The sequence below is a fragment of the Acidovorax sp. sic0104 genome, assembly GCF_019219095.1.
Taxonomy (GTDB): domain Bacteria; phylum Pseudomonadota; class Gammaproteobacteria; order Burkholderiales; family Burkholderiaceae_C; genus Acidovorax.
The window spans coordinates 1-14,861 of sequence record NZ_JAHUWH010000015.1; the positions used below are offsets into that span (position 1 = coordinate 1).

At 54.1% G+C, this 14,861-nt stretch carries 12 protein-coding genes and 1 pseudogene; 7 read left to right on the plus strand and 6 right to left on the minus strand.

Translation table 11 applies throughout. From position 1 onward, the window contains the following. Positions 1–1,031: 1,031 nt before the first annotated feature. The 6 genes from KW835_RS20480 to KW835_RS20505 form a co-directional block, all read right to left on the minus strand. The gene (locus KW835_RS20480) at positions 1,032–2,462 is read right to left on the minus strand and encodes a TniQ family protein (protein WP_218385854.1); all 1,431 of its coding nucleotides are present in this window, start codon (positions 2,460–2,462) and stop codon (positions 1,032–1,034) included. Then, positions 2,459–3,586: a TniQ family protein gene (locus KW835_RS27160; protein WP_370633663.1), complete on the minus strand. Its 1,128-nt coding sequence runs from the start codon at positions 3,584–3,586 to the stop codon at positions 2,459–2,461. Before KW835_RS27160 ends, KW835_RS20480 begins: the two co-directional genes overlap by 4 nt. Then, positions 3,570–4,823 (minus strand): ATP-binding protein, encoded by a 1,254-nt coding sequence (locus KW835_RS20490; protein ID WP_218385862.1) that lies wholly within the window; start codon positions 4,821–4,823, stop codon positions 3,570–3,572. Before KW835_RS20490 ends, KW835_RS27160 begins: the two co-directional genes overlap by 17 nt. Before the next feature lie 2 nt (positions 4,824–4,825). Further along, positions 4,826–7,210, minus strand: coding sequence for a hypothetical protein (locus tag KW835_RS20495; protein ID WP_218385863.1), 2,385 nt, complete (start codon positions 7,208–7,210; stop codon positions 4,826–4,828). Next, complete coding sequence (locus tag KW835_RS20500) at positions 7,195–8,112, minus strand: hypothetical protein (protein WP_218385865.1); 918 nt, start codon at positions 8,110–8,112, stop codon at positions 7,195–7,197. The genes KW835_RS20495 and KW835_RS20500 overlap by 16 nt, the downstream gene beginning before the upstream one ends. 329 nt (positions 8,113–8,441) lie before the next feature. Then, positions 8,442–8,879, minus strand: a complete 438-nt coding sequence (locus tag KW835_RS20505) for a helix-turn-helix transcriptional regulator (protein ID WP_218385867.1) — start codon at positions 8,877–8,879, stop codon at positions 8,442–8,444. Between the two features lie 389 nt (positions 8,880–9,268). On the opposite strand from KW835_RS20505, the gene KW835_RS20510 reads away from it, so the two are divergent. The 7 genes and pseudogenes from KW835_RS20510 (at position 9,269) to KW835_RS20540 (ending at position 14,781) form a co-directional block, all read left to right on the plus strand. After that, complete coding sequence (locus KW835_RS20510; RefSeq protein ID WP_218385869.1) at positions 9,269–10,126, plus strand: hypothetical protein; 858 nt, start codon at positions 9,269–9,271, stop codon at positions 10,124–10,126. Between the two features lie 290 nt (positions 10,127–10,416). Continuing rightward, entirely contained in the window at positions 10,417–11,001 is a 585-nt protein-coding gene (locus KW835_RS20515) for an HAD domain-containing protein (RefSeq protein ID WP_218385871.1), read from the plus strand. Between the two features lie 396 nt (positions 11,002–11,397). Further along, a pseudogene (locus KW835_RS27165) lies at positions 11,398–11,589 on the plus strand (DNA polymerase III subunit beta); the annotation flags it as partial. 129 nt (positions 11,590–11,718) lie between these two features. Further along, the gene (locus KW835_RS20525) at positions 11,719–12,195 is read left to right on the plus strand and encodes a hypothetical protein (RefSeq protein ID WP_218385873.1); all 477 of its coding nucleotides are present in this window, start codon (positions 11,719–11,721) and stop codon (positions 12,193–12,195) included. 14 nt (positions 12,196–12,209) lie between these two features. After that, a complete protein-coding gene (locus KW835_RS20530) occupies positions 12,210–12,650 on the plus strand; it encodes an RES family NAD+ phosphorylase (RefSeq protein WP_218385874.1) in 441 nt (146 codons plus the stop codon). Positions 12,651–12,930: 280 nt separating this feature from the next. Further along, complete coding sequence (locus KW835_RS20535) at positions 12,931–13,242, plus strand: ChpB-ChpS toxin-antitoxin system antitoxin (RefSeq protein WP_218385876.1); 312 nt, start codon at positions 12,931–12,933, stop codon at positions 13,240–13,242. A 1,311-nt stretch (positions 13,243–14,553) separates the two neighbouring features. Then, positions 14,554–14,781, plus strand: coding sequence for a hypothetical protein (locus KW835_RS20540; protein ID WP_218385877.1), 228 nt, complete (start codon positions 14,554–14,556; stop codon positions 14,779–14,781). Positions 14,782–14,861: the final 80 nt, after the last annotated feature.

Here is a 14,861-nt window from a genome sequence, read left to right on the forward strand (position 1 = left end):
GAGGACGGGGGGCAGTTCGATGCGGACGGCAAGGTGGACGGGGTCATCACGGACCCGGGGGCGCCGGCGTACGTGCCGCTGTCGATCACGGGGCAGGCGCCTGATGTGCCGCATGGGTTCTGGTTCTGAGGCCTCTGGTCGGCGTACGTGATCGCTGCGCTCCCACCGGCCGCCACGGGTGGTTCAAGTGACTTGGCTGGAACACCCACCGACTGGTTCGTCCCATAGCAACGGGACGCCCGCCCGTGTTCTTTTCTTGAGACTTTGTTCTGCGCCCCCACCTGGTGGGACTTTCTAACAAAGTGTCGACCTGCGATTGCCTCTAGTAGGCCACTAGCTGAGACCGATCGAGTCCTCAAATACAGCAATGAACGGATTTTCTGTGTCGCGCTGCGCACGTGCCAACAGAGAGGGGACCTACTGGCACGCGAGCGTTATATGCCGTTGACGATATCTATTCATGCGTTCGTTCCCCGACCAGTCAATGCAATTGGGGAAGCTAAGTGATGCAGTAGGCGCATATCGACATCGAACTAGGTAGTTCTAGTTGGGTCTATATACATTGACACCGACGGTAGCCAAGATTTGCAAGGCCCTATGAAATCAGGCAGGACCTGCGGCTGCACCTTCTGAGCCAATACGGGCAAGTTGAGGCTCTGGCGTGAACACCTACCTTTCCACTCCTACCAAAGAACGAGACGCAGCGAAGGCGTCCTGATAGAGCGCCATCAATTGCTCATAGTCCGGGCTTCCAAGCACGCGGCCGACAGGGGCATCGTCAGGCCAACGAAAATCTTCACTAGCTCTTAAGTCAACGGACTGATCCGATGATGCAGTGCAGCTTCTTCGGTGGCGTTCGCATCCGATTGGTCGACCTAATCCGCCGCACTCGCTATACGAAAGCATCCGCGACGCACCAAGCATGGACTCCACTCGGCGCACACGCAGCGCAATCCACAACCAGTTCTAGGAATTGGGACCAAACCAACTCAACAGCGCAACTTCGTTGACTGGATTGATCACCGTTTTGTTTAGCTGCTTGGACGCCACACGTGGGGAACCAAAAAGCCAGTTCTCGTCTTAAGTTGAGGCCAATATTGCGTCCGCTGAATCACGAAGTCGTAAGTGTGACTTGAGCCCCATAGCTTCATTTCGGACCCATCACAAAACACCACGGGGCTCTCTCTTAGAACCTCAACTTGAATCTCCACTTGGAATGAGAACCCTAGCAACTCACAAATTTTCCGGACCAGCTCAGTCATCGTGCAGCTTCCTGCGCTCTTTACCAATATCCCAGGCGGTTTTGCCAGCTTCCCACTGTTAATATTTAACCTCGATAACCGATTCCCAAGAAATATCGTGCGGCGCGCATTGATAGCAAGTTGCTGCCAGTGTTCCAGAGTAGAGACAAATGTGCGAACATTTTTTAGGGCATAGCCAAGCTTACGAACTGAAGCCCAGTCACCAACCAGCAGCCAGTAGATAACACGCATAGGCATCCCAAATTCATGGGCTCGATATCGAATATCCCAGTGCTCAGGGAACTCACATCTAAATTTCCATTTAGCCACACACGATGCGGGACCATTAGGCAATGTGATATCACTCGCTATGCGAGCGTTAAAGAAGCTCGCAACAACATAAGTCGAAATCACACAAACCGGCGGCACACCCAAAATTAATGCCCTTCGAATTTCACGGTATTTAGCACCGATATCCTTGCAAACATCCCGCCAGTCCTTGCAGGCCCAGAATTCAGCAAAAATTGAGAGTAAGTCAACATCATGTTCCAGACTAAGCTCAGAAAATCGATCCAACGCAACTTTCATCTGTTGCGGTCCGACTTCACATGCATTCCCTTCCAAGCCACGCGCAAACAATTTAGCGAATGCTACGTAACCATTCGAAAAATTATGAGACAACGCCTCCTCATTTTTCGCACCGCACTGCCGACAAACTTGAAGCTCCCCTCTATATGGGTAAAATTTCGGTAAAAATTCGAACCCTGCTCCACAGGCAGAACACTTTTCCTCCAGCAAAACGTCGTGGCTAGGACAGGTGCGGATGGATGCAAACTGATGCAGTGTCCGCCCAAAAGAAAATCCATAGTCACGGAGATCCTCAATTATGCAGCGTGGACAGCGCTTATATCTAGAACCACTTTTTGGCTTCAAACGTCTAAAAAGCAGAACCATCTCAGCATCTGCTTCATTAGCCGAAATTCGCTCAATCACCTCCTTCTTCGAAGATTCATGTAGCGTTTCGAGTATAAGTGGCAAAACGGTAAATCTCATTAGCACTTGGAGCAAGCTCATAGTACCGCCAAGTATTTCTTCTGCAAACTCTCTTGCTCGCCAAACAATACAGCTTCTTTTAAGCGGGTAATCTCTTCTCCCCCTTAAATATTGCAGCACGTTCACATAAGATTCAAGTGCCACACCTTCCGGTGCGATTGGAATCATCGCCTAAATTTCCAGTGCTGAGTAATTAAAAAAATTTCTGGATGCGTACACACCCATCTTCGGACCGTTGGAGCAGTCACACCAAGTTCCGCAGCAGCCTGTTTAAGATTCGTCGCAGTCGTGAATGCGCGTAGAATTTCATGAGGAATACCCCCCATATCAGCCCATAGCGAGATTTGATTCGAATGCGGAACTGTGGCGTCAGTAAAAAATCCATCAATAGATGTCCACGACTGCTCACAAAAATAGGCAATTGCAAAAGCCCACCTCATAGGGTTTCTTTCCGAGCGCCGCCCCCTTATAACGTCTGTAAGCCAAAGGCGAGGAAAAGCCTTAGCTACACTAATTGAGCGAGCGCACCATTGATACAAAATCGAGCATCTCCAATCGCGCTCTACACGCTCTGGGTCCAGCCTTTTCGCGTCGAGCGCTCCGTAAGCTTCGCAGAGCACTTTCCGTGCGCTACCGCGGAGCGCATTGACGTCCAATGGCGCATTCTCGAAAATCTTCCTCGCTACTTTCGCGACTGCAACCATAAGCTGCAACTCGTTTGACGAAACCATCCGAATTTCTCTTCCAATTGTGGAATGAGGCGATGCCCAAATTTGCCGTCCTTCCATGCATTCGACCAATGGTCGACAATGCTCTATGCAGACACCAGCACCAGGAAGCTGATGCGTGATACGCCAGATAGCTACACCGTGCTCTAGAAAATGCTGCGATGCACACGTCTCGCAGTACCTAAGAGACGCGCCTACGCCTGATTTCGCACTGAACAAATAGGCCGGCGGTATTTGACCAAGCTGCACACGTTGCCGGTCAATTTGCTGAGCCAGCGATAGATATGAGCCAGCGACCGTTCTGTGTTTCAGAATCGAACTAGGAGCACCCAACAGCCCCATGGTCACGCGATCAAACCACCCAAAGGGATTAGGTGCATGCCAGACTTTGGCAGCACTTGGAACTCCAAACAACGCCACGCCGGTGGTGCGCGTGCGATTTAGTGTGTGTAGGTGCCAACGACAGCACCATGAGTAGAGAGATTCATCATCTATCCAGGAGGGAATGATTTGAAGGCGCCTTTCTTGCTCAATGAGCATGGACCTTTTATACATCGCCTTCATCTCGCCTGCTCTGCTCTCGCGCCCAAATGTCCCGCAGAAATGCAATTGGCTGATCCGTGAATGATTGGGCCAGGGTTTGGAGATCTTTCTTCACATAAGCTTCGATAAGCCCATGCATACCAACCATCGCTGGAGACCAAAATGCCGCGTCTACATGATCACGCGTCACTCGCCTAGCTCCAGCACGGAAAGCCTCCACCAAGCACTCTCGCCGATACAAGCTGAGGGCAGCAGGAATCCCACCAGTCCTTTCAAAAAGAAACTGGGATAAATTATCTATAGGCTCATCTGCCTCTGGGAAAACAGACCATCCCCAGACACCGGGAACCAGATCAAGCCCCCATTCCTCGTCGGCATGATCAAACGCAGGGACGAAGTCGAACTGTCCACCTGAAGTTAGTCTTCTCTGATCCTGCGAGAAACTCATAATTCGAGCGAATGACATTGGGTTTCCTACCAGTGCGAGAGGTACCCCTGAGTTCATGATTTTTAGGAATACCGTAGAAAACTCGCTGCCCCACCCGCTGGAAGAAACATTGCGCTCCTGCACCTCTTCAAGAATTAGGAGGCCACAACGATGGATGGCCAGCAGTTTGATTACCTCTACGAGAAGCTGCTCTTGCGTGATACGGTTGTTCACTTCGCCGCCATATGTCGTACCTAGCGCTTCATCGATCTTCCAAATGATGTTCAGTAACAAGCCCTTGCGACTGAAGTCTGCAGGCATGGGCACCCGCAAGTAAATCAACTGCCGGAGCTTGATCCACCCATATTGGTCATTGGCATCGTGATCAATATACTGGGGTAGCAGTCTGAGATATGCGTCGCAAGAGTGGCTTTTAGAACTGCCGGTGGGCCCTTGCAGAATGACACCTGGCGCGCCCTCCCCAAGCCACGGTATGTCATTCAGGTTGTACTTGTTGACCTTGTCAGAATACTGCGCTAGCCGATACTGGTAATGTCGATTCGCTGGAAACCGCGGGTCACGGCGTCGCAAACTAGAGATCATTAATGCGGCAAGACTCATAGCTAGCACAATGGAGCGCTGGCTCGGGATGAACACCTGCTCAACAAGGTGGAGATGGCTCTCAGAGATCTGCAGTTCTGTTGTTGACCGATTCGAAATGGGATCAAAGTACAGGTCCTCCGCCCATTGATTAAAACTCCGCTCAGGTAGAAAGGGGGTGAGAAGCGGATTTCCTTGGTCTATTAGGAACAGTTGATTCGAATTTTGCATTCTCATTCCCTCCGTGTTTTTCTTAGTTGAGCCATTAGGTCTGCGGTTACGCTTCGAACTGCACCGCGGCGTGATGAGCCTGGCGCTCTGCCGATCGCATCGCTATCTGTTGGAATCGGAGAATCTTGCTCAAGCACTGAGAGCTGACTTACGCGAAGGTCAGGAGATTTATGCGGCGAAATGCTTTGACTTGGCGCACCCGAGTCGCCCAGCCCCAGCTTAATGAGCTGCTGCCGGTTCATTTCCTCGTCTAAATTCTTTCGTTTTTCGTATCCAGAGCTTCGTGATGACTTGCGCTCGCCCGCATCTGCCAAGGCCTTAGCTTTGACCGCCTTTGCAGCCTTGTTCTCAGCTTGATTGCTCGAATGAAAGTACGCGTCCCGCGACTCTTGATCAGACTGCATGGCGTCCACCGTATGCTTGTCTTCATCAGTCATTTGCAGATACTCGAACAGCGTCAGCTCCTTCACTAAGGGGTCTGTAGTCTTGAGACTGAGCTCACGAAGCCCCTCGCGCATCACGAAGGCTTCCGAGATATTCTGAGGATCCAGTTGCAACTCACACGGAATACGACCACTAGTCGCTCGTTCGCACAGTCCTGATTCCGCTAACCAGGCGCCGACATAAACCATGCCTGGAATCAGCCTGCGTTCGTCCCTAGGGTCAAAAACGTGGATTCCATCCCGATGAATCACGGCTTTGAGTTTTGGAAGGCAATGCGCTCTGAGGGTATCCATGTCTATGGGCTCGCTCGCCACGTAACCCTTATCCACACACCACTCATAGATCGAACGGCGCGTAGGTTGCACACCATCCTTCCGCATCTCAACCGTAAGTAGGTGGGGAACGGGTTGTTCATTGTTGATGTGGAGCACCCCTTCTATTACGTACTTCATGTTCTGCTCAAAAGTACGGCAGGCTTCTTCTTCACGGGACGGCTCACCTCTCTCTTTCGCACGACCTTGGGTGGATCCCGCGACGTGATGGTCAACATGGCGATGCATCATGAGGTGAGTAGCCTCAACCAAGCTTTTCATGTCGCCTGCATACGAGCGCACAAATTCAAGACCGACCTCGGAGGCGGTCATCGTCTTGATTCCTTTTTCGCTCTTGAGCTCTCCGTTGTCTGCGCGGATTCGCTTGGGAACACGAGAGTGCCAGTCGCCAACGCTGATGTAGACCCCATGCTGCGCACAAAAGGACACCTTGTCAGCGGCACAGTTAAGAATCGCGAGGAGTGACGTCAGCGTGCTGGGGGACTCAAATCCGCAGTAGATCCCCAAGATGTATTCACTCTTTACATCTACGACGAGAGTGCGATTTGACGAGGGCAGGACCTTAAGGCTATTGACTGCAGAAACTAGCGTTTGGTCCTCACTAGTGCAGTCGATTACCCCAAGTTGTCCCACCGCAACGACGCCATCCGCACGTGAGCCCATAAGAGCGCGTCTGACCGCTCGATGTACAAGCTCACCCATGTTGATTCGCGAGGCGGATCGCAGTGATCGTGCGGCCCATCGGAACGCAGCCTCTGTAGGGCGCTGACTTGCGGGAAGCAGAAAATACTTGCGCTGAGAACGATGAAGGATCGCCTCGTTTCCTGGCCAGTACTCCTCCATAGTTCGGAGATATGCAAGATGAATCGAGACTCGCTTACGCTTGTGCTTTCGATATCCTTCCCTCAGCTTCCACCGATCCTGCTCGTCGGAAACATGCTCGGGCACGGCATGCGGAAGAGAACTTCTTCTGCTAGGAGCCCCCGTTTTCTTCTTGGTGAATTTTTCCGTTCCTCTTCCCCCGATCTCGCCCCAATTTGGCAGTAACGCGTTGGGGTGCCCGCATCCGAGTAAGAACCGCAGCATTGTTTGCCGCACCTTCTTGGTGGTTGAATAGCCCAATGCCTTAGACCTCGCTTGAACTAGCTCTCGCAACAGTCCAAGTTCGAGAAGTTCAAACTCGCCAAACTCACCAATGATGGGCTCGATAAGCTCCTTCTGCTGTTCTCTATGCTTGAGCCATTGGGGGAGATTTCGGCGATTTCTCTCTAGCGACGTGGCTTCTTTTTTAAGTTGGTCGTCAGTGAGAAGCCACTCGGCCGGCGGAGTGAAGTCGACGAGCGAAACACTCTTTCCTCCTCCCAACAGGGGAATCGTCGCCCGACGAAGACGCCGGGGCATGCCGAGGTAAGCAGATCTACGTTTCTCGTTCTTTGGTGCCTTTGCGTCAGTGATTGAATTCACTTCCCCAAACGCTTTCTTGGGTGATGACGGGAATGCGATGTAGAGAACGTCATCGCTCTCTACAAAGTCGTAAATGATCCGGCCGAAATCGTCGTGTCCGTCGTCACTATGGATTCGGATCACCTTTCCCTTTAGTGACTCACGCATACCTGCGCCCCAAGTAGTTCTTTGCGTAGCCGCTCCTTGAACTGAGTGGAATCGCGGCGCAATGGCCGACTTAGGATGATGGGCACGCTCAGGTCAATGTTTATCAAACCTAGCCAGGCTGCGGTTCTGAACAAAGCCTCGGAATCCAACTTTGAAATCATCATTCTTTCCGCCGCGAAGCGTATCGCTCGCTCGATTGAGTCTTGCGCGCAGGACATGAAGAGACCGCTGAACTCAGGTAGCCGATCACGGTGAGCAGGGCACCGCATCTCAGATCGAAGCGGTCGGCACCAATCGAGGTTGGCAATCAAATCGCGAGTGAAATGGGTGCCGTCAATCACTACATGAACCGCGTACACCGCATGGCTATACATTCGCTCAAGCTCAATGCGTTCCAACATGCGCTCACGATTCGGGGCACTGTCCAGCAAACTTCTCGGTTTACAACTCCAATGGGTCAACCGCGACGCATGCCACGCGCCTGTGGCCACAGTGAAATCAATGGTGGCAACGAAGGGGAGACGAGTTCCTGGATAGACGCCATGCTTGATGCCCGCCTGTTTAGCAAGGTCGAGTAAACCAGGCGCCGGACCGAACTCACGATCCAAGTCAGGATGACGACCTGTACTTGGATGAACATGCTCTTCCGGCCAAAATGGATGCTGCTCTCGCACCTCGTTAGCTCCCAGCCAAAGAGCTACATTCGCAGCAGAGAACTCCAAACCGGAGAGCAGGTTGAGCGACCTCCGATACAACGGATTGGTCATCGAATGCAGGTTGGAGACCGGCGAGCTCAGCTTACGGCGAATGCGGATCCAGGCCTGGTAACCCTCGTCACGCCCCGTCCCACACCCGTCTCGGCGTAGCTGCGCCAGCCGGGCCTCTGTCATCACTGTCGCCATGTCAATGCAAGCTCAAATGGCTATAGGTATGTGATCTCCTGGTTTCGGCTGGTCTACTCCCGCCCGCGAGGGCAACTCTTATGCGCGGGGAAATGCAAGTACCCTCGGTTGCCAGACAACAGACCAGATGAGGCACCTGATGAGCTGCAAGAATGGGAGAGAAGCGCGCGGATGTCTTTGCGTTCATGATCTGAATAGGGGATTCGCGTTGTAGAGACGAATAGCTTCCCCCGGGCATTCAGATCTGATAGTCTTGCAACGCGACTCGCGAAGACTGAACGGTCTGAGCAACCTGGGCGGCGGGGCTTCGAAAGGGGCTTCGCCGTTTCTTATTTCATGGCAAGGTCCTTTGCATAAAGTTGCAGGCTCCGCGTCTCCGTTGGAGACAGTCGGTGGCTAAGGCCCGCCAATTCGCGCAGCAACTGAGCCACGTGGGCTGGCATAGTTCGGCTTACCCGTACGCCAATTCCTGCCCGGGCCTCGTCAGCAAGTTGGATGAGCATTCGCTGCTCTTCTGCGCTCGCTTTGAGCGCCTGACTCAGCGCCAACACTGTCGACTCCGGCGGTGGAGGGCGGCGACGATTTTCCAGCTCGGATAAGGTTGAAGCCGCCACCCGTGCCTGAAAAGCAAGCGTCTTCTGGCTCATTCCTCGCGCCTGTCGAAGCTCCGCAAGAAGCCTTCCAAAGCTCAACGGAGCGATGCGCGCACCATTCATACGCGATGGCAAATTTGCAGAGATGAACACTGAATTCTTTCCGACGGGCATGGCATGGACCTTAAGAGATTCGCCCCGTGCAGTCGATGCAATTCAGTTTGATATGCGTCGTGTCCAATTGACTTGACAGGATTGGATTCCAAATCAAATTCTTGGCATCTCGACAATCAATCCAATGCCTTCCTATGAGTAGCAATTCAAGTCTTCATAAAAGACTACCCCTCGTGCGAGCGCGCTTTGGTGCGAGTCATTTCAAATCATTCCTACTGGGCAACGACCACGTTCCGGGCGCGCATCAAGCGCGACAGGTGATGGATTCAATGGAATCACTTTTGGGTCCCGAGTGCCTGGACGCTAGAACGTGGCGAAGTTGGTTTTCATCCAAGCCGCCGCGTCCAAGAACTGACGCCATAGAAGCTCTTGACCGATGCGTATTCGCTATGAAGAGCGCCGCACAGCAGGGTGCATGGGACCTGAACTTTTACAAAGAGATGATGACAGGAGGGCTTGTGCGGAAGCTGCTGGAGCCTACAAAAAGCCAGACACCAGAAAGCGTCATGAGCCTTCGAGCTGCAGCGTACTCACCGCTGAGCCACTGGCACCTGCACCTCGATGCGCTTGACGTTGCAACTCTCGCTGAGGGAAAGGAAGCACGAGAATGTATGGCCCTACTCCAGATAGCCCTAGCTCATCTGGCTGAGGTGCTGCACGAACAATGGAATGTGACGAACGGCAGGGTGTACACGACTCTTTCTTCTGATTTCGCGCTCTGTTGGGCAGAAAAGAGCGAGCAGGAAAAGACTGAAAGTCGACGCGCTCTGAGTGGTTTTAGGCCCCCGGTTTTTGACTGGTTCATGAATCGCCCTCCTCGCCCAATGTTCGACTCTGATCTGCATACGCCGGAATTCACGTCACGGCACGTCCATAAGACATTGCTATGTCTAATCGAGGACGTCGGATTTCTGCGTGCGGATCGACTGGAGGCTTGGACACTTGCCCTAGCGAGTTCCACACTGCTGCTGCGTGCGCAGATCCGAGTCGATCAACAAACGCTAGTTCCTTCAAACCCATCTGACTACCTGTATGTGAGCTTACTTGAGCGAGTTCTGTTTCAGATAGAGGACGATGATGAAGAGACACTTGAGCTGCTGGAAGAGGTTCAAAGAAGACAAAGCTATTCCTGGTCGCCCTTTTCTATCGAAAAACTTTTTGAAGCCAGATCAGTCTATGAACACCAACTGCTGCTCCACGGGATACCAGTGAGATTGGTCGAAACAATCATCAGCAGCCGAAATTGATCGTTGGTCACAACACAGGGACCACTTTCAGTGCTGGCGCCGGTAAAATGAATCCATAAGCAAGCCCCCGGTGTGACCTCTGCGAAAGCATGCCCCCGGGGGCGACGTTTTTTGCGGTTGCGCAGCGGCGATCCTCGATGACGCGTGCCACTTAGTGGCTTCAGCAGGTTGCGCGAGTTTGGTCATCTGCGGCACGTCATCAATCCGTCGGTCCCGATGCCTATCTGAACCCGGCTTGCAGATGCCGTTTTCGTGGCTGACACGTCGCCCCATGCAGAATACGTACGGCTATGTCACACGGTCAAAGCGCCCCTTATCTCCCCGCGTCCCCTCCACGCAGCGCGGATGTCGTTCTGTACCTCGACCTCGACGGCGTTGTTCACCATGAAAAAGTGCTCTGGCATCCACGCAGGGGCATCTACATGAGCCCATATGAGGCTGCAGGACATTCTCTTTTCGAGTGGGTTCCTATCCTGGAGTCGGTGCTTGAACCCTACCCGGCAGTTGCCTTGGTACTAAGTAGCACCTGGTGTATCCGCCCCGGATACAGCGCAACCCTCAAACGCCTTCCGGCCTCCTTGCGTACCCGGTTTATCGGTGGGACGTACCACGGGCGTGTGCATGGCGTGGATCCCTGGAACCTGTCCATGTTCCGAACCACACCCCGAGGTGTGCAAGTTCAAGAAGACGCGCTACGCAGGAAGCCCCGGCAGTGGGTAGCACTAGATGACGATCTGGAGGGGTGGCCTGAGTCCTGTCGGCAAAACCTGGTCGCATGCGAAGGAACTACAGGCTTGTCCAACCCCGAGGTCCAGCAAGAATTGAGGGAGAGGTTGCGCTGCAGCTGGGCGGCTTTGTCGGCCAAGCCTTCATAGTCTCTTGAAGCAACCAACTGGATGGCGAGGCGCCTCAACAGTAGGTTTCCACGCAGCACACTGCAATCAGGACGCCCCTGCTGCGCGATGAGTTTGTCGTCGGGGGCGAGCGTACTCATGACAAGCGTGAACACGCTGACGTTTCGGCTTGGACCCTTGCGTATGCCGAGGTGGCTGCAATGCGATGCCTTGCTCCAAATGCGCAGCATCGCTCCGCAACGACTGGCTCTCGACTGTGCGAACTGTGTGGATCCTTGCCAAAGGAACGCGTATCGCAGGGCTCAGTGAGTCGCCTGTGCGCGGCCGAGATGACTGCGATCGCTTATCGCTGTTGCATTGGTTCCAGCACGATGAGACAATCGAACTTTACGAAATACACCAACTAATCAAACTATCATGATTGTGTTGAAGGCAACCCAAGACAAGGTCCTCGCGGTCTTGCAATCTGTCGCTGGCATCGTGGAACGGCGCCACACTCTCCCAATCTTGGCCAATGTGCTCTGCCGTCGGACAGCGAGTTTCGGCTTCATGGAGTTGGATATCGGCCCGTCGGCTCTCGAAGCGCCAGCTCGCCACAGCGCCGAGGTATTCGCCTTGTTCTCACGGCCGATGACCAAGCTCAAGCAAGCTCTTGCATTGAACTTGCCCCGCACTTCCTATTTCAGCAGCAAGGTCAACGGCCGCAACGCGCCATAAGGCGCCATTGATGAAGTCCCCATGAAAACAGCCTCGACAACATCAACCTCAACGACTCGCCACCACACAAACAACACCCCAAGCGCAGTTGCAAATCCGTCTCCCTACGCGTCTGCTGCTCAGACCAAGGACTTACTGGCGGGCAGCTTGGCTTTCCGGAAGGCCCGCTTGGAAGCCGATGACATGCTCAGCACAGACATGGCTGCCGATCTGGTTGGTACCACCCGAGTGACGATCAATGCGTGGATCGCCAAAGGACGGGCTATCGGATTGACCCAAACCCGGCGGGGATTCAAGCTCCCTAGTTGGCAGTTTGAGCCCGTTCTCTGGGATGCCGTGCCCAAGCTTTCTAAAGCCTTGGGAACCACTGAGGGCTGGGCGCTGCTCGCCTTCTTGGAGACGCCATCGGGCGCATTGGGCGGTCGAACACCGCGCCAGGCCATAGAGCAAGGTCATTTGACCCGTGTTGTTGAAGTGGCGGGTGCTGAGGGCTATTGACCCCTCTACGCCCCATGAAACTCGCAGATCTTCAGTACATCCCTCACTTCGATCTTCTAGCCCCTCAGCTTCTTTTTCGTGTTCAGCGCTCCAGCGCCCGCGCTGGCACGGTGAAAATTGGTACGCGGCTGCTTCTATTGCCTCCATCGAATCTGCTTTCGGGGCGTTTTGATATTGCTGGCCAGCCAGTGGCCTACTTTGCAGAGCGGTCTGAAACTGCCCTCTATGAGGCTATCTGCCGTCGTGAAGCCGTCGGCATTTCGTATGCACTGATGGCCAAGCGCTCGCTGCTGAGCGTACAAACCACCGCCAACCTTCCCCTTCTTGACCTGCGTCCGCATGCTTCGAGCTGGCCGGTGCTTCATTCTCTGCGCTTTGATCAAACACAAGCCCTGGCGGCCGAAGCTCATGCGGCAGGGTTTCTCGGCGTTGTCTACAAGTCAGCCCAGCAGTAGGACAACGACTGTTTCGCGCTGTGGGGGCAGGCTCTCAGGGCGCTGCGCCGGATGTCCATTGAAAGCCTGGTTGAGTCAGGGTCAGGCAATCTGCATGTCGCTTTGGCAACCGCTTTGAAAGGATCGCGGTTGCCGCTACTGCCGTAGATGCTGCGGACCTCCAGCTGATGGCGCCTGGAGTCTCGTCAGCAGCAGTTGCGGTCATCTGCTTCTCCTCGTCGAAAGCATACTGTCGGCCGGACACATACGGTGCAACTGCCAGCATGGAGTCGATATGCCGATGGACCGTGCCAACTACCTCAGGGTGCCGAAAGACTTTCCAATGAACGCGGTGGTGTCTGCCACTGTGGGCGCCCAGCCCAATATTGGTAGTGGCACGGCCTTGGCGCTCCTACCTTCACTCATCAAAGCGTTTGGCATCTCTTCGGACCAGTACTTGAAGCTGGAAGCGATCGTTGATGGTGAGATCCTGCTGACAAAAAGCAAGTATTTCCTGTGCGACATGATTGCGCAGCGCGACCTAAAGGCATCACCTCCCGTTGACTTGGCTCTTTGGGGAGTCGGACGCCCTGAGGGTGAGGAGATTCTTTGACTTCGGCGCGGGCCAAGCGGATGTCCAATTTTCTGGACAAATTCAACCTAGTTGTCCAAGATTGCAGACATCTGATGTGCTGGCAGAGCCAGCACAAAAGGAAAGAAACCGCTGGACGCTTTTATAGACCGGCTTTTACGCTCCCATCGACCAACTGCCTGAACACATTCAAATCAAGTGGGGTGCTACGGGAACGTCAACGTGAGTTTTTAGCCCGACGACATCGGCCACGTTGATGCTCTCGTCTACGAGAAGAGTGGCAAGAGGTCTGCGAGGGTCAAATGTAGATTTTTCTGTGGCGCGAATGGCAGTCACCGTTTCCATTCACTCTCTAATGCGTCGCAGCCAACACAGACACCCAAAAGTCGTCACTTACATCTGACGCTAGTTGAAGCCCTGCGTGTTCCAGCGCGGCGGCAATCCTACGGCGCTGAAAAGAGTCCTCCGTTGGCCCGCATTGCAATTCGTACACACGCCCAGAAAAGGTCCTGGCCTGCCGTGTCACTGGATCAAAATAATCCAACGCAGACGTTGTGCGCACGGCCCCCGATGACAGCGCGACAACCAGAATTAGCTCACCCTCGCCAACGCAAAGAAGCCTCCACACTGCAATCTGTACTCGCGGCTCTTCCCCTACCGATGGCGCAAACCGCTTGCTGCAGGCGAGAAATGGAATTTTGATCACTTGGTCCATTCTCCTTGAGGAGGAGTTTGTTTGAGCAAGGCAACGTTCGCGTGCAAAAACGCAAGGGCGCTCTGGGAGAGCCCGCTTCTCTATCTTCTGTATGGGGCGCATTACGCAGTTTTGAAACCGTCGAGGAAACTGCGGCAAATGAAGAAAGGGCTCTTCTAGTCCAAAGTCTGTTCTGCAGCGGTTGCGGTCAGTCGCTCGCAAACCGCGAGATCACGGAGTCGGCCACGTCGCGGTCATTGACGCAACCGGGCGGGCGCCGCGTGGCTGACCGCTTCTAGAGGTACAGATGACCTTGCCCCAGTGCCTGCGGGCGCATTTGCCCAAACGACCGCTGACCGATGGCGCGAACTGGTGGAGCCGACCCACAGCAGAATTTCTGGCGTTCTCATTCAGCACCCTGACCCGGTCACTTGGGTCAACTGGGGCTGCAATCGCGTTCCTCTTCAACCCTCGGAGGAACCGCCTCGTAATCACCATGCGCCGGGAGATGACGCGTGGGTCGCTGCATTTGCGTCCACCGAAAGCTCGAAAAGAGCCGGGCCAGGCGCTTCCGCATCGCGGCATCTCTCACGGCTCGGCAACCATCACGTGCAGCGCATGTATGCATCGAAGCCGCCATGCTGCCGACAGTACATCTTCCACTCGGGCAGGCGGAGTCTCCGAACCGGGAAAAAGTTGTCCAATCGGTCAGCCAGTCGGCGCTGCTCGACCTCGTGAAGGCCGCGGCGACTGAGCCGCTTGCACGCGAACGCGCGGATTTCGCCGACGACCGGCGTATCGACCAGCCCGTTATGTCGCTCACTCGTGCCGCACCGCAACACGCTATAGGTAGCGTCTACACTTGACCCACACCACAGATATAGTGGTTACACGTGTTAGATTTCGTACAATCGCGAACTGATTCCACGCCATGCACCCACTTCTA

What these genes read in the sequence shown, in the direction of transcription:
- KW835_RS20480 (WP_218385854.1), bottom strand. Translation starts at nt 2,462, where the DNA reads ATGATTCCAATCGCACCGGAAGGTGTGGCACTTGAATCTTATGTGAAC.
- KW835_RS27160 (WP_370633663.1), bottom strand. Translation starts at nt 3,586, where the DNA reads ATGAAGGCGATGTATAAAAGGTCCATGCTCATTGAGCAAGAAAGGCGC.
- KW835_RS20490 (WP_218385862.1), bottom strand. Translation starts at nt 4,823, where the DNA reads ATGCAAAATTCGAATCAACTGTTCCTAATAGACCAAGGAAATCCGCTT.
- KW835_RS20495 (WP_218385863.1), bottom strand. Translation starts at nt 7,210, where the DNA reads ATGCGTGAGTCACTAAAGGGAAAGGTGATCCGAATCCATAGTGACGAC.
- KW835_RS20500 (WP_218385865.1), bottom strand. Translation starts at nt 8,112, where the DNA reads ATGGCGACAGTGATGACAGAGGCCCGGCTGGCGCAGCTACGCCGAGAC.
- KW835_RS20505 (WP_218385867.1), bottom strand. Translation starts at nt 8,879, where the DNA reads ATGCCCGTCGGAAAGAATTCAGTGTTCATCTCTGCAAATTTGCCATCG.
- KW835_RS20510 (WP_218385869.1), top strand. Translation starts at nt 9,269, where the DNA reads ATGAAGAGCGCCGCACAGCAGGGTGCATGGGACCTGAACTTTTACAAA.
- KW835_RS20515 (WP_218385871.1), top strand. Translation starts at nt 10,417, where the DNA reads ATGTCACACGGTCAAAGCGCCCCTTATCTCCCCGCGTCCCCTCCACGC.
- KW835_RS20525 (WP_218385873.1), top strand. Translation starts at nt 11,719, where the DNA reads ATGAAAACAGCCTCGACAACATCAACCTCAACGACTCGCCACCACACA.
- KW835_RS20530 (WP_218385874.1), top strand. Translation starts at nt 12,210, where the DNA reads ATGAAACTCGCAGATCTTCAGTACATCCCTCACTTCGATCTTCTAGCC.
- KW835_RS20535 (WP_218385876.1), top strand. Translation starts at nt 12,931, where the DNA reads ATGGACCGTGCCAACTACCTCAGGGTGCCGAAAGACTTTCCAATGAAC.
- KW835_RS20540 (WP_218385877.1), top strand. Translation starts at nt 14,554, where the DNA reads ATGCTGCCGACAGTACATCTTCCACTCGGGCAGGCGGAGTCTCCGAAC.